The 17,845-nt window shown below is 37.3% G+C and carries 18 protein-coding genes and 1 pseudogene; 18 read left to right on the forward strand and 1 reads right to left on the reverse strand.

The annotated features are described in order from the left end of the window. Window positions 1-137 precede the first annotated feature (137 nt). The 7 genes and pseudogenes from BW724_RS23235 to BW724_RS09230 all read left to right on the forward strand — a co-directional run bounded on the left by BW724_RS23235 (window position 138) and on the right by BW724_RS09230 (window position 3,869). Complete coding sequence (locus BW724_RS23235) at window positions 138-314, forward strand: plasmid partition protein ParG (protein ID WP_140354946.1); 177 nt, start codon at window positions 138-140, stop codon at window positions 312-314. Between the two features lie 128 nt (window positions 315-442). Beyond that, window positions 443-703 (forward strand): hypothetical protein, encoded by a 261-nt coding sequence (locus BW724_RS09210; protein WP_088074948.1) that lies wholly within the window; start codon window positions 443-445, stop codon window positions 701-703. Next, window positions 696-941 carry a hypothetical protein gene (locus BW724_RS09215; protein WP_088074949.1) on the forward strand — a complete coding sequence of 82 codons (246 nt, stop codon included), beginning with the start codon at window positions 696-698 and terminating at the stop codon, window positions 939-941. The genes BW724_RS09210 and BW724_RS09215 overlap by 8 nt, the downstream gene beginning before the upstream one ends. A gap of 190 nt (window positions 942-1,131) precedes the next feature. Beyond that, window positions 1,132-1,224 (forward strand): annotated as a pseudogene (locus tag BW724_RS23240) (sporulation transcription factor Spo0A); the annotation flags it as partial. 170 nt (window positions 1,225-1,394) lie between these two features. After that, window positions 1,395-2,465: a putative cytokinetic ring protein SteA gene (gene steA, locus BW724_RS09220; protein WP_088074950.1), complete on the forward strand. Its 1,071-nt coding sequence runs from the start codon at window positions 1,395-1,397 to the stop codon at window positions 2,463-2,465. Beyond that, window positions 2,455-3,111 (forward strand): glycosyltransferase family 2 protein, encoded by a 657-nt coding sequence (locus BW724_RS09225; RefSeq protein WP_235849069.1) that lies wholly within the window; start codon window positions 2,455-2,457, stop codon window positions 3,109-3,111. The genes steA and BW724_RS09225 overlap by 11 nt, the downstream gene beginning before the upstream one ends. After that, a complete protein-coding gene (locus BW724_RS09230; RefSeq protein WP_088074952.1) occupies window positions 3,099-3,869 on the forward strand; it encodes a hypothetical protein in 771 nt (256 codons plus the stop codon). The genes BW724_RS09225 and BW724_RS09230 overlap by 13 nt, the downstream gene beginning before the upstream one ends. Before the next feature lie 44 nt (window positions 3,870-3,913). Here BW724_RS09230 and BW724_RS09235 read toward each other — a convergent pair whose 3' ends face one another. After that, window positions 3,914-4,156 (reverse strand): DUF2627 domain-containing protein, encoded by a 243-nt coding sequence (locus tag BW724_RS09235; RefSeq protein ID WP_088074953.1) that lies wholly within the window; start codon window positions 4,154-4,156, stop codon window positions 3,914-3,916. Between the two features lie 248 nt (window positions 4,157-4,404). Here BW724_RS09235 and BW724_RS09240 point away from each other — a divergent pair, with 248 nt between their 5' ends. From BW724_RS09240 to BW724_RS09290, 11 genes are all read left to right on the forward strand, one after another. Continuing rightward, entirely contained in the window at window positions 4,405-5,862 is a 1,458-nt protein-coding gene (locus tag BW724_RS09240; RefSeq protein ID WP_088074954.1) for a transposase, read from the forward strand. 304 nt (window positions 5,863-6,166) lie between these two features. Continuing rightward, entirely contained in the window at window positions 6,167-8,233 is a 2,067-nt protein-coding gene (locus BW724_RS09245; RefSeq protein ID WP_088074955.1) for a sigma 54-interacting transcriptional regulator, read from the forward strand. 153 nt (window positions 8,234-8,386) lie between these two features. Next, window positions 8,387-9,289, forward strand: a complete 903-nt coding sequence (locus BW724_RS09250) for a bifunctional enoyl-CoA hydratase/phosphate acetyltransferase (protein ID WP_088074956.1) — start codon at window positions 8,387-8,389, stop codon at window positions 9,287-9,289. 48 nt (window positions 9,290-9,337) lie between these two features. Further along, on the forward strand, window positions 9,338-10,438 hold the full coding sequence (gene bcd / locus BW724_RS09255; RefSeq protein WP_088074957.1) for a branched-chain amino acid dehydrogenase: 1,101 nt from the start codon (window positions 9,338-9,340) through the stop codon (window positions 10,436-10,438). A 64-nt stretch (window positions 10,439-10,502) separates the two neighbouring features. Next, window positions 10,503-11,621: a butyrate kinase gene (gene buk / locus BW724_RS09260; RefSeq protein WP_088074958.1), complete on the forward strand. Its 1,119-nt coding sequence runs from the start codon at window positions 10,503-10,505 to the stop codon at window positions 11,619-11,621. 11 nt (window positions 11,622-11,632) lie between these two features. Beyond that, the gene (gene lpdA / locus BW724_RS09265) at window positions 11,633-13,060 is read left to right on the forward strand and encodes a dihydrolipoyl dehydrogenase (RefSeq protein WP_088074959.1); all 1,428 of its coding nucleotides are present in this window, start codon (window positions 11,633-11,635) and stop codon (window positions 13,058-13,060) included. Window positions 13,061-13,108: 48 nt separating this feature from the next. Further along, on the forward strand, window positions 13,109-14,104 hold the full coding sequence (locus tag BW724_RS09270; RefSeq protein ID WP_088074960.1) for a thiamine pyrophosphate-dependent dehydrogenase E1 component subunit alpha: 996 nt from the start codon (window positions 13,109-13,111) through the stop codon (window positions 14,102-14,104). 7 nt (window positions 14,105-14,111) lie between these two features. Beyond that, a complete protein-coding gene (locus tag BW724_RS09275) occupies window positions 14,112-15,095 on the forward strand; it encodes an alpha-ketoacid dehydrogenase subunit beta (protein ID WP_088074961.1) in 984 nt (327 codons plus the stop codon). A 41-nt stretch (window positions 15,096-15,136) separates the two neighbouring features. Continuing rightward, complete coding sequence (locus tag BW724_RS09280; RefSeq protein WP_088074962.1) at window positions 15,137-16,459, forward strand: dihydrolipoamide acetyltransferase family protein; 1,323 nt, start codon at window positions 15,137-15,139, stop codon at window positions 16,457-16,459. Between the two features lie 180 nt (window positions 16,460-16,639). After that, window positions 16,640-17,104 (forward strand): hypothetical protein, encoded by a 465-nt coding sequence (locus BW724_RS09285; protein ID WP_088074963.1) that lies wholly within the window; start codon window positions 16,640-16,642, stop codon window positions 17,102-17,104. Between the two features lie 278 nt (window positions 17,105-17,382). After that, a complete protein-coding gene (locus BW724_RS09290) occupies window positions 17,383-17,808 on the forward strand; it encodes a BrxA/BrxB family bacilliredoxin (RefSeq protein WP_246596323.1) in 426 nt (141 codons plus the stop codon). The last annotated feature ends 37 nt before the right edge of the window (window positions 17,809-17,845 follow it).

Genomic DNA, 17,845 nt, shown 5'->3' on the forward strand with positions numbered 1-17,845 from the left:
TTTCTTTATCATTGAATATTTTCAATTATCTTCAAAGATATTCAATGAGGGAATAAAAATATATTTATAAAAATATTGTTGACTTTATTTATTTTTTTATTTATAATTAGAATTAAGAAAGGAGATGATAATAAAAAGTGGTTAGGAAAGCAGTTACAACAAGTATTGATGAAGAATTGCAAAAGAAATTTAAACAGAAGTGCAGCGAACAAGGATTGAAGCAAAATGATGTTTTAGAAGCTTTAATTCGCACGTATTTGGAAGAAGAGTTTGAAGTGGAGAAGGAAGTCATTTTTCGGCTTAAGAAAAAGTAAAAGGGAACCCGTGTCACTCTACCAAAGTTGACGGATTCCCAACACCACAAACCTATATAGAGGCTTGTTATTACATATTATAACATACTTCATTTCCTCCATATAGGTAAATCCAAGGAGGAAATAAAATGAACATTGTAAAAGCAATCGAGACAAAAAAAGGTAAGCTAGAGGCACACTTAGAGGTTAAATTAACTGTATCTATTGAAGATACAACTATGGTTGAGTTATTACAACAAGCCGATAAAATTAACAATGCGTTACCAGGTGCAGAGATTAAACTACTGGTGGATGTTAACGGAAAGATGAAGCCTTTGTATATTCATGACTCTAGCGCAACTGTCGAGCGTGTTTATAATAAAAATGATGAGTGTATATACAATGGATAGCGTTAAACTCAAATTGTCACATGGTGAGCTGAGAGAAGTAATTCATGCTATAGATAGCAGAGTTGATCAACTTTCCAATCGACTAGAAAGTTTTCTGAATCGTGATGATACTGACGAAAAAGACAATAAACGTGTTAAAGAAGTCATTGAGCGCTTGAGAAATGCAGTTACATTATCTAATGATTTTCTTATGGATTATAAAAGCAGGGTAGAGTATATAGATTCAAATGATGTTTGAGAGAGTATTTGAAGGATAAATAAATAGTATATGCTACATCTTCAAAATTAATACTTGTAAATTTGGATAACCATATGGTATATTTTTACTAACATACACTAGTGACCAACAAAGTATGGTTATCCAAGCCAACGAATAGAAGCGATTGTTAAAAATGAGAAAACCCATAAACCCTTGGTATTGCTGAAGTTATACTGTAAGTGTAACAAAGGCAAAACCTACTAATTCGGAATTTATTGCGATGGTTGCTGATAAACTGCGCATTGAACATAAAGTAAGTTAATGAATATTCATGTTTAAAAATCCTTCACTTGGTTAAAGTGTTCTGCATTAAGGACGTTTTAATTAGAGTGAGGGATTTTTTATTGTTGCTTCTTTTACCATTTTCCTCATTGTTTTTCCGTTTATTGTTCATACTAGCAAAGAAGTAGTTCTTCAAAGGGGCAGATTAAAATGGAGAAAAAAAGATTAGCTGGGAAAGCGTATTTTGGGGAAATAACAAAAAACCTTATTCACAACATTCCTTCAGGAGCAATTGTTATCCTGAAGCATGAAGATATTGATATTGTTGCTGCTGAAGATTTAGTAAGGAAAAAGGTAAAGGCAGTAATAAATACAAAAACATCTGTGACAGGCAATTTACCGAGAACTGGAGTTCTTTACTTATTACAACATGGAATTCCAGTTTTTGACTTAATAAATAATGAAAAAACTTTTTTAAAACAAGAAATAGAGATTTTCGTTGGAAGTAAAGTGTTGTTAGAAAAAGAAACAGGTAAAGGGTGGAAGCTGATAGGAGAAGTGAAGGAATACACGGAAAGAGATCTTCAGGAAAAAATAAAGCAAGGGCAAGAAAAGTTCTCCAATCTTTATTCTCAATTTGCAATTAACAGCTTTAATTATGCTAAGGAAGAAATGAATATTTTCCTTCAGGCAATTGAAAATCTCCCTTCCTATTGGGAATTAACAGGCAAACAAGTATTTGTAATTGCAAGGGGGGAAGGTGTTGCGAGGGATATTCGCCTTATACGGCCAATTCTAACAAATCCTCAAGCGAAGGTAATAGCAGTAGACGGTGCAGCATCATTATTATTTCAGTCAAATGTGAAGCCAGATTATATTATTGGTGACATGGATTCTATTCCAGATAACATTGTAAAATACCGAAGTAGATTTATTTCCCACTCTTATATGGATGGGAGGAGCCCTGGTAGGGATAGGTTAAGAGCGTTATCTGTTGATTCTGAATCGATTCCTTTCCCAGGTTTAAGTGAGGATTTGGCAATTATGCTTGCTTTTCGGTCAAAAGCAGAACACATTTATACGATGGGGTGTCGAGCTTCTGTTACGGAATTGGTTGAAAAGGGGAGAAAGGGAATGGGATCAACGTTACTGACTCGGATGTATGTTGGTGATCGCTTGTCAGACCTCAAAGGTATAAACAGACTAATGACTATTGGAGAAACACCATTGTTTTATGGTGAAAAGAGTTACTTGGGGGAGTATAAAATTGATGAAAGTTGATGTCATCATACCTGCATACAATGAAGAGAAAAGAATAGGTAAAACTCTATCTACACTTAATGGAGAGGACTGGGTTAATAACATACTAGTTGTCGATGATGGATCAATAGACAGGACATTTCAAATTGCACAAGGTTTAACTGACCAAGTTTTAAAGCTACCCAAAAATAAAGGTAAGGGTGCTGCTGTGATGAGTGGATTATCCAGAGTGAGTGGAGAATGGATCATGCTGTTAGATGCGGATTTAGGTTCGTCTGTCAAAGAAGCTAAAAAATTGATGGAGCCAGTACAAAGTGGAAAGGCTGATCTAGCAATAGCGGCTTTACCGGAACAAAGTAAAAAGGGGTTTGGTCTAGTTAAAAAGAGAGCGCAAGATATTGTTCTTCGTGAGACTGGAGTAGTGTTGGAATCGCCACTCTCTGGTCAAAGAATGTTTCATAAAAAATGGATTCCTACTATTTTATCGCAACAAAGCTTTGGTTTTGGACTCGAATTACAATTAAACTTAACCTTTTTGAAAAATGGTGGAAAAATAGAGGAAGTAGAAACGGAGATGTATCATCGTGCTACTGGAAAAAATTTGAGAGGATTCTACCATAGAGCAAAACAATGGTTTGAATTGGAGCGGACACTATGGAACTTTTAATTATTGTAGTCATAGCATTTTGGTTGATTACAACTTTATTTGTTCGATTTAACTGGTGTGTCAAAAATTATAAGAGTAAATTTGTTCCTTATAGTTTAGGGGCAGTTATAACATTTATGCTAATCATTGATCATCTGTATTTTACTTATTTCATCAGGAACTTCTTAGATTTAATATATATTGTTCTCATTTGGTTCCTTGGATTTATAGATGATCTATACGGAAGGGCTTATCCAAAAGGGATCAAGGGACATTTTAGTTATTTCTTTAAAAGGAGAGAAGTTACAACAGGGTTTATAAAAGCAATTGGTGTCATTGTTGTTTCCTTTACTTATTTTTTAATTGAACTAAGTATACCCGTTTTTTACTTGTTATGTCTTCTTATATTACTACCACATTCCATGAATCTTCTTGATACAAAACCTTTAAGGGTATGGAAGCTTTCCATATTTTTTTTATACGTTCCTATAATTATACTGACACAAGAGGTACTGGCAGTTTTAATTATTTCTGCAGCTTTTATTTTATGGGCTATATTTGAATCAAAAATGAAAGGGATGCTTGGTGATAATGGGGCAATGATCATGGGAGCATGGATGGCAATTGCGTCTATCCAACTAAATATTGTTAGTTATCAATTTGTCCTCCTTATGTTTAGTATTATCGTAACGTTAATTGCTGAACGTGTATCAATACAAGAATGGATTGAAAGAACACCAGGTATTAAGCGTATTGATCAATTAGGGAGGCTTGAATGAGAAAGGCGCAAACACCTCTATGTACCCAGGCGTTTGCGCTTTTCTTATTTCTTTTGGAATTTTGGTGCCACTTTATTGTTCTTCCTATCCCGATGCAAAATAAACCCTCCAATGAACCATACTCCAAATACAAAGGCGATTACTCCTACGAAAAACTGAAGCCATAGCCATTCGAAAGGCCAAATTTTAATTTGGAATAATGTATCTCGCATTAATTTAATCCCATATCCAGCAATAAACCCTGGAATTAATAAAAGGCATAAAGCCATAAAACGTTTTATCGTCATTTCGTCTAATCTCCTCTACAACACGTGGTTGTGTATATTTAGCACAACAGATGAGTTCCATTCTATTTTATCGAAAGAGGTTTATATGGGCAAATGATATTACAGACCCTTCCCTCACTTTCACCAAAATCCTTCAGGGGGGGAAGTGAGGTCGAACAAGGTATGTCTTTAGACATATCAATTGTTCGAATTTGTATATTGCGAATGTATGTTCCTGTTTGGTAAAATATAGTCAACAGGAGGTGAGTATGTTGGCTAAAGCTAAAACACCAAGTTATGTTTTAACATTGAGATTAAAAACTGAACTATATCAAGAAGATATATTATTTAAACGATTCGAACTAGCTAGAAATATCCACAATGCTTGTTTAGGTGAATTGTCCAAAAGATATGGTGCTTTGAAACAATCAAGGCGATATAGAACGGTTTATAAAATGGAAAAAGGCAAGGAACGAAATAGACTTTTTTCAGAACTGAACAACGAGTTTGGCTTAGCTGAGTATTCACTTCATGAGTTCGTAAAACCCATGCAACATCAATTTAAAAAGAATATAGATGCATTCACCAGTCAAAAGATTGCCACGAGAGCCTTCAATGCATTTGAAAAGCTAATGTTTAAGCAGGGTAAGAAAGTACATTTCAAAAAGCACGGGGAAATGTATTCTGTCGAAGGAAAGTCTAATGCAACAGGGATTAGATACATGGACGGCAATGTTTTGTGGAACGGTCTTGTTCTTCCAACAATCATTAAAAAGAATGACGTGTATGCTAAATTAGCCCTTAAAGATAAAATTAAATTTGTTAGGATTAAAAGAGAATGGACGAAGAATAAATTTGTATACTACGCACAACTGGTACTCGAAGGCGTGCCCCCGAAGAAATACAATGATAAAGGAATGAAAGACAAAAGTCCTGACCAAAAAAGAGTTGGTATCGATATAGGTACTTCTACAGTAGCAGTTTGTTCTGAAACCAAAGTCATCTTGACGGAGTTGGCCCCTAACGTTGCCCAACTGGATAAAAAGATAAGAAATATACAAAGAAGTTTAGATAGAAGCAAGAGAGCAACTAATCCATTGAAATATAAAGAAGACGGTACCATTAATAAGAGCAATAAAGATAAATGGATCTATTCTAAACGATACATGAAAAAGAAAGCTCAACTAAAAGAGCTACAAAGATTAAATAGAGTGAAGAGAAAACAGGATCACGAAACACTTTCTAATACCATCTTATCGTTAGGTAACATCATTTTTGTAGAAACCATGAGTTTCAAAGGACTTCAAAGAAGAGCAATAGAAACAACGGTCAATGAGAAAGGCAAATTCAATAAAAAGAAAAGGTTTGGGAGGACAATTGGTAATCGAGCGCCCTCGATGCTTTTAGAGATATTAGAGCGTAAACTCAAATACATAGATAGAAGTTTAAACAAGGTAAACACTGCTTTGATTAAAGCGAGTCAATACAATCACTTCACTAATTCCTACGAAAAGAAACGTCTTCATGAAAGATGGATTGATTTTGGATTTTGCAAAATACAAAGAGATTTATACTCTGCATTCCTGTTAATGAACTGTAAAAATAACTTAACTGAAATAGATAGAGATAGGTGTAACCAGAGTTTCGAGCAATTTAGGTCCATGCATGATTTAGAGATAGAACGATTGAAATTGAAAGAAAAAACACCCGTTAGCATGGGCGTTTAAAGATGAATATCGGTTTAGGTACGAACCGAAACGAATGCTAATAGAAACAAAGGTTTCTTTGTTCGTAAAAGACTAGTTGAACATATATGAGTTCTGATGTGTTGTAACTTGAAGAGTTCATTCTCTTTTAGTGAGAGCATTGGAGAAGTATATAAGTAAAATAGAACCCCACTCCTTTAGGTGTGGGAGTATCAGATTCGTAACTACGCAATTCCTAATAATTCGTGTATAGTGATAGTAGGCATGGAAAATCTTGCACAACGTTAAAGAAGTCTATATTAAATCTCATTTCTAGGAGGTTACAATGAAGCGAGTCCTTTTAATTGGTGCAGGTGATGGTGGTGCGTCCCTTCTAGATGTACTTAAAGAAACGAAACAATTTGTCATTGTTGGTGTTGTGGACAAGCTTGAAGATACAGCTGGTATTAGAAAAGCAAAAGACTACAACATTCCTGTTTTTAAAGAATGGAAAGATGCGTTTCATCAATTAACGCCCATAGATATTGTTATTGAAGTAACAGGTAATCGTGATTTATATGAGGAGATTCGCCTCCTACTAAAAGATGAACCTGTCACCCTAATCCCGAGCTCTATTGCTTCTGTTATGTTTTACTTAATCGATGAGAAAAAAAGCTTAATTGAAGAAGTGACCCGCCATAATACACTAATGGATTCAATTTTGAATTCTACACATGATGGAATGATTGCGATCGATTTAGATCATCAAATTACACTTTTAAATAAGAGGGCGGAAGAAATATCTGGACTAAAAAGTATGGAAGTGATCGGGGAGAAAATTGAAAATGTTATGCAATCAAGCAAGCTCCCAAGAGTTTTGAAGACAGGGAAGGCAGAAACAAACCGACGTCAAATACTTGCTAATAAACGGAAAATATTAACTACAAGAGTTCCACTATATAAAAATTCCCAATTAACTGGGGCCCTTGGAGTGTTTAGAGATATAACTGAAATTGTTGATATGGCGGAAGAGGTCACCAATCTTAAGAGTATTCAGGAGATGCTTGAAGCCATTATTGAATCATCAGATGATGCTATCTCAGTGGTAGATGAAAAGGGAAAAGGCATATTAATTAATCCCGCTTACACCCGTTTAACTGGTCTTACGAAGGAAGATGTAATAGGCCATCCTGCCACTACGGATATTTCAGAAGGGGAGAGCATGCATATGCATGTCCTCAAAACTGGCAAACCTGTCCGCGGGGCAAAGATGAAAGTCGGACCAAATAGGAAAGATGTCATTGTAAATGTAGCCCCTGTCATAGTAGACGGAAACCTTAAGGGGAGCGTAGGGGTTATTCATGATATGTCGGAAATTGAAGCTTTAAATACAGAGCTTGAAAAAGCGAAACATATCATTCGTACCCTTGAGGCGAAATATAGTTTTGATGATATTATTGGGCGTTCAGAAGGAATTCAAGTTGCAATTCAACAAGCAAAACAAGCAGCAGTTACACCTGTGACGATTTTACTCCAAGGGGAATCAGGGACAGGAAAAGAGCTATTTGCTCATGCTATACATAATGCTAGTAAAAGAAAATTTAATAAATTTATAAGAGTTAATTGTGCCGCTATTTCTGAAACATTATTAGAAAGCGAGCTCTTTGGGTACGAAGAAGGGGCATTTTCTGGAGCCAAACGGGGCGGGAAAAAAGGAATATTTGAGGAAGCGGATAAGGGGAGCGTATTTTTAGATGAAATTGGAGAGATATCACCCCAAACGCAAGCAAAACTTTTACGCGTTCTTCAGGAAAAGGAAATTGTACGAGTAGGTGGTACAAAGGCTGTCCCTATTGATGTTCGAATTATTGCAGCCACAAATGTTGATATTGAACAAAAAATAGCAAGGAAAGAATTTCGAAGTGACTTATATCATCGGCTAAATCGAATGCCTATTTTTATACCACCGTTAAAAAAGAGAAAAGAGGACATTCCTATATTGTGTAAGTTTCTTTTAATAAAGCTAAACCAAGATTATGGCAGAAGTGTAGAAGATCTTCACGTGGAAGCGATGGAATGGTTAATGGAATATGATTGGCCTGGTAATGTGAGGGAATTAGAAAACATTCTAGGAAGAGCGATGATATATATGCATTACCGTGAGAAGAGAATTGACTCTTCCCACCTTCCTTCTCTGCGTAAAAATGAGATACAAAAACAAGAACCAAGTTGGGTGCACATGGACGGTGGACCTAAAAAGACATTGCAGGAAGTTTTAGATGATACTGAGAGGAATCTTATACTTGACGTATTAAAAGAGAATAATGGTAATAAGACAAAGACTGCTAAACAATTAGGTGTTTCAATTAGGAATTTTTATTATAAGTTGGAAAAGTATAAAATTATTCAATAGTGCAAAAAACTGCATGCAACTTTTTTCGAATCATGCAAAAAATTGCAAGGATTCTTAACGATTCACCCTGTTATGAAGTGGGTTAAACTTGGCATGGTTTTTGCATGTTATTATAACTGGGATGCAATAGCATTCGAAAGGTGGAAAATAGGAATGACCTTAGACGAGCTTTTGAATAAAGTAAAAAACTTAAAAGAAAACCGAAAAATAGTCATTGCTCATGCTATTGATGAATCATTGTTCCTTGCAGCAAAACAAGCAATTGAGGAAAAGCTAGCATCGTTTGTGTTTATTGGACCGCTAGAGCAAATGGAACGATTGAAGGAAGATGCTGGATTTACTCAAGAAGATGACAAACATATCACCTGGGTAGATGCAGAGTCAGATACTGAGTCAGCAAAAAAAGCTGTGCAACTCGTTTCTAATGGTGAAGGCGATGTCTTAATGAAAGGTATGCTCTCTACTTCTAAGCTCCTGAAAGCTGTTTTACATAAGGAGTATGGTTTGAGGAGTGGTAAAATACTTTCCCATATTGCAGGGTTTTCCATTCCGAATAGAGAAAAAATCTTGTTTTTGTCGGATGCTGCTATGAATATAAACCCGACGTTACAAGAAAAGGTACAAATTTTACAAAACGCTGTTGATGTTGTCAATCGAATGGGATTAAATGAACCAAAGGTTGCAGCTATTGCTGCGGTTGAAACTGTTAACCCCGCTATGGAGGCAACTACTGACGCCGCTTCGTTAACCATGATGAATAGGCGTGGTCAAATTACAAACTGTATTGTAGATGGGCCATTAGGATTGGATAATGCAATTTCAAAAGAAGCAGCAAAACAAAAAGGCATTACGTCCGAAGTAGGTGGTAGTGCAGATATATTAATAGTGCCAACCATCGAAGTAGGTAACACATTATACAAATCATTAACCTATTTTGGTGGAGCGACAGTTGGGGGAATGATTATAGGTGCAAAGGCACCGATTGTTCTAACATCAAGAGCGGATTCCGTTCAAAGTAAATTGTTTTCAATGGCAATGGCTGTTACTTCGTCATAGTCCATTAAATATATCCAAAAAGAGAAACCTTAAGAGGAGGAATTTATAATGGAATTATTTAAGTATATGGAGACGTATGATTATGAACAAGTTGTGGTTTGTCAAGACAAGGAGTCTGGCCTCAAGGCTATCATAGCAATCCATGATACAACACTCGGACCAGCTCTTGGCGGTACGAGAATGTGGACGTATGAAACAGAAGAAGCAGCATTTGAAGATGCATTAAGATTAGCAAAGGGAATGACATATAAAAATGCAGCAGCTGGCTTGAATCTTGGAGGAGGAAAAACGGTTATAATTGGAGATCCTCGAAAAGATAAAAATGAAGCCATGTTCCGCGCATTTGGACGATATATTCAAGGGTTAAATGGCCGTTATATTACGGCAGAAGATGTGGGTACAACAGTAGATGATATGGATCTTGTTTATCAAGAAACAGAATATGTAACTGGTATCTCACCTGCGTTTGGATCATCTGGTAATCCTTCTCCAGTAACTGCTTATGGTGTGTATGTGGGTATGAAGGCAGCTGCTAAAGAAGCTTTTGGAACAGATTCATTAGAAGGGAAAACTGTTGCTGTCCAAGGAGTAGGAAATGTAGCCTTTACTCTATGCCAACATCTTCATGAGGAAGGTGCTAAATTAATTGTAACAGATATAAATAAAGAAGCAGTTAATCGGGCAGTGGAAGAATTTGGAGCTAAAGCAGTAGACCCTAATGATATATACAGTGTAGATGCAGATATTTATGCTCCATGTGCACTAGGGGCAACTATAAATGATGAGACAATTCCTCAATTGAAAGCAAAAGTTATCGCGGGGGCTGCAAACAATCAGCTAAGAGAAACGAGACATGGGGATATTATTCAGGAAATGGGCATTGTATATGCTCCAGACTATGTTATTAACTCCGGTGGTGTTATTAACGTAGCAGATGAGTTGCTAGGATATAACCGAGATCGTGCTTTGAAAAAGGTTGAAACAATTTATGATAAAATATCTACTATTTTTGAAATATCAAAGCGAGATAATGTACCGACATATGTAGCTGCGGACAGAATGGCAGAGGAACGTATTGAAACGATGCGAAAATCTAGAAAACAATTTTTAACAAACGGAATGAACATCCTAAGTAGAGGAAGAAGATAATGAAGTAGTCTCGGTGACCCATGTCTCTTGATGATGTGGGTTCCCGTTAGATGGAGGGAAAGACGTGGAACAAAAAGAGTTCAGGATACTAACAATTAATCCAGGATCAACATCAACGAAGATTGGTGTCTTTGACAATGAACACATCATACTTGAAGAGACGATTAGACATGACCAAGATGTTTTAAATAAATATGAATCCATTATAGACCAATACCCTTTTCGGAAGAACATGATCCTTGAAACTCTTGATGAAAAAGGAATTAACTTATCAAAGTTATCAGCAGTTGTTGGTAGAGGTGGTCTTTTAAGACCAATAGAAGGTGGAACGTATTCTGTAAACGAAGTAATGCTGGAAGATCTCCGTAAAGGGTATGCAGGACAACATGCCTCAAACTTAGGTGGGATTATAGCTAATGAAATTGCATCGCAGTTAAATATAGATGCATATATCGTAGATCCTGTAGTGGTTGATGAGCTAGAACCAATTGCAAAAATATCAGGATTTGCAGACTTTGAGCGAAAAAGTATATTTCATGCATTAAATCAAAAAGCAGTTGCTCGCCGTGTTGCTGAAGACTTCCAAAAAAATTATGAGGATTTAAATCTTATTGTTGTACACATGGGTGGAGGAATCACTGTGGGTGTACATCGCTACGGTCGAGTTATTGATGTGAATAATGGTTTGCACGGGGAAGGACCTTTTTCTCCAGAACGGGCAGGGACTGTTCCGGCAGGGGACTTAGTAGCTATGTGCTTTTCTGGGGAATTCTTTGCAGACGAGATCATGAAAAAAATAGTAGGGCAAGGTGGCTTAGTAGGCTACTTAGGAACGAATGATGCTGTTGAAGTGGAAAACCGAATTGCAAAAGGTGATGAGACTGCTGAATTAGTTTATGATGCAATGGCATACCAAGTCGCGAAAGAAATTGGGGCAGCATCTGCAGTTTTAGCAGGAAAGATAGATGCCATCGTATTAACGGGTGGTCTAGCTTATGGTAAACAATTTGTTAAGAAAATAAGTGATCGGGTTGAATGGATGGCTGACGTTATCGTAAAACCAGGAGAAAATGAACTACAAGCGTTGGCTGAAGGTGCTCTCCGTGTTTTAAGAAATGAAGAAGAAGCAAAGGAATATGGGGTAAGTACGGAGAAACAATCAATAGTGTCAAAAACGCATTAGGAGGAAAAGTGATGGCAGTGGAATATGATTTAGTCATACTTGGAGCGGGTACTGGCGGCTATGTTGCTGCAATTCGTGCCTCTCAACTAGGCTTAAAGGTTGCAGTTGTTGAAAGGGAAAAGCTTGGTGGGACTTGTCTTCATAAAGGGTGTATACCAAGTAAAGCGTTACTTAGGAGTGCTGAAGTATTTAAAACCGTTCAAAAGAGTAATGATTTTGGCGTAGAGTCAGGTGAGGCTATCTTAAACTTCACGCGTGTCCAAGAACGTAAGCAAGGGATTGTCGATCAACTGCATAAGGGTGTTCAGCACTTGATGAAAAAGGGAAAGATTGATGTTTATAAAGGATTTGGCAGGATCTTAGGTCCTTCTATCTTTTCCCCTTCACCTGGAACTATATCCGTTGAGATGGAAGATGGCTCTGATAATGAAATGCTTATACCAAAATATGTATTGATTGCAACAGGTAGCCGACCGCGTTCACTCCCAGGATTGGAAATAGACCATGAGCATATTCTAACGTCAGACGATGCCTTGCAACTTGAGGAACTTCCAGAAACGATGACTATTATTGGTGGAGGCGTAATTGGTATTGAATGGGCTTCCATGTTAGCGGATTTTGGTGTGAAAGTTACTGTCATTGAATATATGCCGCGAATACTTCCAACAGAAGATGAGGATGTATCAAAAGAAATGCTTCGGGCTATGAAGAAAAAAGGTGTCAAAGTTTTCACCAACACTAAAGTTCTACCAGATCAAGTGAAGGTTGATAATGGCAGTGTGACCGTACATTACGAACACAAGGAAAATGAAAAAAGTATAATATCTGATAAATTGCTAGTCTCTGTTGGTAGAGCAGCAAATATAGATGATATAGGACTACAAAATACAAGTATTCAAGTGGATAACGGATTTATCGTTACAAATGAGTTTTATCAAACGAAAGATTCACATATTTACGCCATTGGTGATGTCATCGGGGGATTACAGCTTGCACACGTTGCATCTCATGAAGGGATTGCAGCAGTAGAACATATGACAGATGGGGATCCCCATTATGTAGATCCTGATATGGTTGCTAAATGTACGTATTCCTCTCCAGAGGTAGCTAGTGTTGGTTTAACAGAAGCTAGTGCAAAGGAGAAGGGATTTACCGTAAAAACAGGAACTTTCTCCTTTAAAGCAATTGGCAAAGCTTTAGTTTATGGAGATACGTCAGGCTTTGTAAAATTTGTTTCGAATGCTGAAAATGATGATTTATTAGGAGTACATATGGTTGGCCCCCATGTGACTGACATGATTTCTGAAGCGGCATTAGCGAAAGTGCTAGATGCCACTCATTGGGAAGTTGGGGATACCATCCACCCGCATCCAAGTTTATCTGAGGCAATTGGGGAAGCTGCCCTTGCGGTTGATGGAAAAGCCATCCACGGCGGATAAAAAAATTGCTAGCTATATTAGTTTTTATAAATTTAAGGAGGTAATGCAATGAGTGAACTTCGTCATCAGCAAATGGGGTTGTCTGATGCAGATGTCCTACAAATGTTTGAAACAATGCTCTTAGCTAGAATGATTGACGAACGCATGTGGTTATTGAATAGGGCAGGAAAGATTCCTTTCGTCATTTCCTGTCAAGGGCAAGAGGCTGCGCAGGTTGGGGCTGCGATGGCCTTAGACAATAAGAAAGACTATGTTTTGCCGTATTATCGAGATATGGGAGTTGTACTCCATTTTGGTATGACTGCTCAAGATCTTATGCTTTCTGGTTTCGCGAAAGCGGAAGATCCAAATTCTGGCGGAAGACAAATGCCAGGTCACTTTGGTCAAAAGAAAAACCGAATAGTAACAGGATCATCACCTGTAACGACGCAAGTACCTCACGCAGTTGGCTTTGGGCTTGCGGCAAAAATGAAAAATGAAGAATTTGTTGCATTTACGACATTCGGTGAGGGTTCTTCAAACCAAGGAGATTTCCATGAAGGTATAAACTTTGCTAGTGTACATGATCTTCCTGTTATTTTCATGTGCGAAAACAATAAATATGCTATATCTGTCCCACTTGAAAAGCAGCTAAACTGTGAAAATGTTTCTGACCGCGCTGTAGGGTATGGCATTCATGGGGAAACAGTAGATGGAAATGATCCATTAGCCGTTTATGAAGCAATTTCGAATGCGAGACAAAGGGCCCTAAATGGTGACGGTCCATCACTGATTGAAACTGTATCTTACCGTTTAACACCTCATTCTAGTGATGATGACGATAGCGTCTATCGAGCTAAGGAAGAAGTGGAAGCAGCTAAGAAAATTGATTCTATTATAACGTTCGGTTCTTATTTAAAGGATGCTGGACTCTTAACAGATGAAAAAGAAGAAGAGATGCGCAGTAAACTACGAAAAGTAGTTGATGACGCAACAGATTATGCAGAAAAGGCACCATATGCTGAGCCTGAATCTGCGTTGAAACACGTGTACGGGGAGGAGTGATGACAGTATGCCAATAATGTCTTATATAGAAGCAGTTACACTTGCCATAAAAGAGGAAATGGAACGAGATGAGAACGTGTTTGTGTTAGGTGAGGATGTAGGAAAGCGTGGGGGCGTTTTTCGTGCAACCAATGGTTTGTATGAGCAGTTTGGTGAGGAACGTGTCATTGACACTCCATTAGCTGAATCGGCAATTGCAGGTGTGGGTATTGGGGCTGCAATGTATGGAATGAGACCAATTGCTGAGATGCAATTTGCTGACTTTATCATGCCTGCAGTCAACCAGATTGTATCTGAAGCAGCAAAGATAAGATATAGAACAAATAATGATTGGAATTGTCCAATCACCATTCGTGCCCCTTATGGTGGTGGAGTTCATGGAGCCTTATATCATTCCCAATCCGTTGAAGCATTATTTGCAAATGTACCAGGATTGAAAATAGTCATGCCTTCTACACCTTATGATGTAAAAGGACTTCTTAAAGCTGCGATCCGTAGTAATGACCCTGTATTATTTTTTGAACATAAGCGGGCATATCGTTTAATTAAGGGTGAAGTACCAACGGACGACTACACGCTACCAATCGGTAAAGCGGATGTGAAGCGGGAAGGTGATGATATTACTGTCATCACATATGGCTTGTGTGTTCATTTTGCAATGCAGGCTGCTGATAATTTAGCTAAAGAGGGTTATAACGCCCATATTTTAGACTTACGAACAGTTTATCCCCTTGATAAGGAAGCGATCATTGAGGCTGCTAAGAAAACTGGGAAAGTACTTTTATTGACAGAAGACAATAAAGAAGGAAGCGTCATGAGTGAAGTATCGGCAATTATTTCAGAAAACTGCCTCTTTGATTTAGATGCACCTATAAAGCGCTTGGCAGGACCTGATGTACCAGCGATGCCTTATGCACCAACGATGGAGAAATATTTTATGGTCAATCCTGATAAAGTGGAAGAAGCGATGAAAGAATTAGCGGAGTTTTAATGAAAATAGAAGCTCTAGACCATCAAGGAGGTGCCATATAGATGGCTATGAAGATTACAATGCCTCAACTAGGAGAAAGTGTTACGGAAGGAACTATTACAAAATGGCTTGTTAAGCCAGGTGATAAAGTAAATAAATACGATCCTATTGCAGAGGTAATGACCGATAAAGTAAATGCAGAAGTTCCTTCGTCATATACAGGAACCATTGGTGAATTAATTGCAGAGGAAGATGAGACAATTGCAGTTGGGGAAGTCATTTGTACAATGGAAGTAGCAGGTCAAAGAACAGAAGGAGACGAAGCTACGAGTCAGGACACTGTTGCTTCTCCTGCAACGACTGCTGAAGAAACCTCAACTTCAAAAGTTAAAGATGAATCTAATAAGAAACGGTATTCACCAGCAGTACTTCGATTGTCTCAAGAACATAATATTGACTTAGAAAAGGTTGACGGCAGTGGTAAAGGTGGAAGAATTACAAGAAAAGATATTTTAGCACTCATTGAAAATGGAGAAACACCTAAACTTTCAGAAACAACAAGGAACGAAACAAAAGAGGGTGTCGTAAGAGAAGAAGCAATAGAGGCTCCATTCGATGATTCCGAAACTACATCGCCTCAACCTCCATTGGCTAAGTCAGATTCATTTCCGAAGGCATCAGGGCGAGTGGAAGAGATTCCTATCAGCGGTGTGCGTAGAGCCATTGCTAACAACATGGTTAAATCAAAGCATGAAGCCCCACATGCGTGGATGATGATTGAGGTGGATGTAACAAACCTTGTTCGTTACCGTAACAAGGTGAAGGACGAATTTTTCAATAAAGAAGATATAAAACTTACATTTTTACCGTTTTTCATAAAAGCAACAGTGGATGCACTTAAGGCTTATCCTGAAGTGAATTCAATGTGGGCTGGAGATAAGATTCTTCGCAATAAAGATATAAATATTTCACTGGCTGTTGCAACAGAGAAGGAATTATTTGTCCCAGTCATCAAACATGCTGATGAAAAAACAATTAAAGGATTAGCACGAGAGGTAAATAACCTTGCAACGAAGGTACGTACTAACACTTTGAAGCAGGAGGATATGCAAGGTGGAACATTTACCGTAAATAACACGGGTTCTTTTGGTTCTGTTCAGTCACAACCGATTATTAATTATCCTCAGGCTGCTATTCTTTCAGTGGAGTCTATCGTGAAGCGACCTGTTGTGATGGAAAATGACGCAATTGCAGTTAGGCATATGGTCAATCTTTGTATGTCACTAGATCACAGAATATTAGATGGTCTAATCTGTGGGAAGTTTATGGGGCATATCAAAAACAGTTTAGAGTCAATGAATGAAAAGACAATGAGCCTCTATTAAGTTGTAAGAAACCTGGTGGATCTTTCACCAGGTTTTTTTTTATAGGAAATATATTTAATTAATTAATATAATTAATCATACCCCATCTACCTTACTTTAGTACCTAAATCCTTGCTCTTTTCCTAAAGTATAGAGAATAACGGCTTGAATCATACTAAGGAAAAATGAAAGGGTGATTCTATGTCAAAAATGAGAGTTTTATTATTATTTATACTGCTTATTTCTAGTTTTTTAATTACCACGCAGGTTTTTGCAGAAGAACCTGAAGAGGATGTGGCAGAAGCAGAATGTGAAAATAAGGAAGATGTCATTCATCGTCATAAAGCTATTCAAACGCATATCCAATTTTATTATGAGTTGTTAATAGACAAGTATAAGCCTGAACTTAAAGAAGAGTGGAAAGAAGTTATTAGTGAAAGGGAAGTCATCCTTAAAAAAATGAAGGAGATGCAAAAAGAGGGATTAGATTTAGATTATTCAGCAATAAGTGAAGAGTGGAAGGAGAAACATCAGAAATACCATGAAGCGTTTTTAGAAGCGGTGAAAACAAGGGACGATGAGAAAATAAGAGAGTTACTTCCTAAGTTACTAGAACTTCAAAAGTCATGGAATGAGGATCATAAAAAGTTTTTAAGAGAGAACTAAAAAATCCTCTCAAATAAAGGGCGAGTTAATCGAGTCATACTTAATTTACAGATCGTAATATTTACGATATAATTCATTTCGGAATCGTAATTATTACGAAAACGGTAAGCTTTTTATGAAACGATTATCGTCCTTTTTTTGCGAAATAGTTCGTGATGAGGTTGAATATTGTGGCATGATAATGGGTGCTAGAATAGAAGTGGATCAAATATATGGAAAACCACTTTATTAAAGTGTAAAATATAGATAATGGTTCAGAAGAAAGGGTGTAAATATATATGGATTTTCAAATGTTTATGAATGATGTCGTACAAACGGCTAGACAAGAAATGGTTGAGGGTGGTTATCAAGAGCTAAAAACACCTGAAGAAGTAGATAACGTGTTAAGTAAGCCAGGTACAACTTTTGTAATGATTAATTCCGTTTGTGGTTGTGCTGGTGGGATTGCACGACCTTCTGCATTGTATATGAAAAACTATGAAGTGCAGGCTGATAACTATGTGACTGTTTTTGCAGGCCAGGATCGAGAAGCGACTGAGCGTGCAAGGTCATATTTTACTGGTTATGAACCATCTTCTCCTTCATTTGCAGTAATAAAGGATGGAAAGATCCAACAGATGATTGAGCGACATGAGATTGAAGGTCATGAGCCAATTGAAGTGGTACAAAAACTAGAAAAATCATTTGATACGTACTTTAAATAAAACGTCATTTTAGGGGGCTACCATATAAAGTGGAAGC

This window comes from Litchfieldia alkalitelluris (assembly GCF_002153425.1).
GTDB lineage: Bacteria > Bacillota > Bacilli > Bacillales > Salisediminibacteriaceae > Evansella > Evansella alkalicola.

Coding starts and splice junctions, on each gene's coding strand:
- BW724_RS09285 (WP_088074963.1), top strand. CDS start 16,640: ATGTCAAAAATGAGAGTTTTATTATTATTTATACTGCTTATTTCTAGT.
- steA (WP_088074950.1), top strand. CDS start 1,395: ATGGAGAAAAAAAGATTAGCTGGGAAAGCGTATTTTGGGGAAATAACA.
- BW724_RS09290 (WP_246596323.1), top strand. CDS start 17,383: ATGGATTTTCAAATGTTTATGAATGATGTCGTACAAACGGCTAGACAA.
- bcd (WP_088074957.1), top strand. CDS start 9,338: ATGGAATTATTTAAGTATATGGAGACGTATGATTATGAACAAGTTGTG.
- BW724_RS09245 (WP_088074955.1), top strand. CDS start 6,167: ATGAAGCGAGTCCTTTTAATTGGTGCAGGTGATGGTGGTGCGTCCCTT.
- BW724_RS09235 (WP_088074953.1), bottom strand. CDS start 4,156: ATGACGATAAAACGTTTTATGGCTTTATGCCTTTTATTAATTCCAGGG.
- BW724_RS09215 (WP_088074949.1), top strand. CDS start 696: ATGGATAGCGTTAAACTCAAATTGTCACATGGTGAGCTGAGAGAAGTA.
- BW724_RS09230 (WP_088074952.1), top strand. CDS start 3,099: ATGGAACTTTTAATTATTGTAGTCATAGCATTTTGGTTGATTACAACT.
- BW724_RS09275 (WP_088074961.1), top strand. CDS start 14,112: ATGCCAATAATGTCTTATATAGAAGCAGTTACACTTGCCATAAAAGAG.
- BW724_RS09210 (WP_088074948.1), top strand. CDS start 443: ATGAACATTGTAAAAGCAATCGAGACAAAAAAAGGTAAGCTAGAGGCA.
- BW724_RS09240 (WP_088074954.1), top strand. CDS start 4,405: ATGTTGGCTAAAGCTAAAACACCAAGTTATGTTTTAACATTGAGATTA.
- BW724_RS09280 (WP_088074962.1), top strand. CDS start 15,137: ATGGCTATGAAGATTACAATGCCTCAACTAGGAGAAAGTGTTACGGAA.
- BW724_RS09270 (WP_088074960.1), top strand. CDS start 13,109: ATGAGTGAACTTCGTCATCAGCAAATGGGGTTGTCTGATGCAGATGTC.
- lpdA (WP_088074959.1), top strand. CDS start 11,633: ATGGCAGTGGAATATGATTTAGTCATACTTGGAGCGGGTACTGGCGGC.
- BW724_RS09225 (WP_235849069.1), top strand. CDS start 2,455: ATGAAAGTTGATGTCATCATACCTGCATACAATGAAGAGAAAAGAATA.
- BW724_RS09250 (WP_088074956.1), top strand. CDS start 8,387: ATGACCTTAGACGAGCTTTTGAATAAAGTAAAAAACTTAAAAGAAAAC.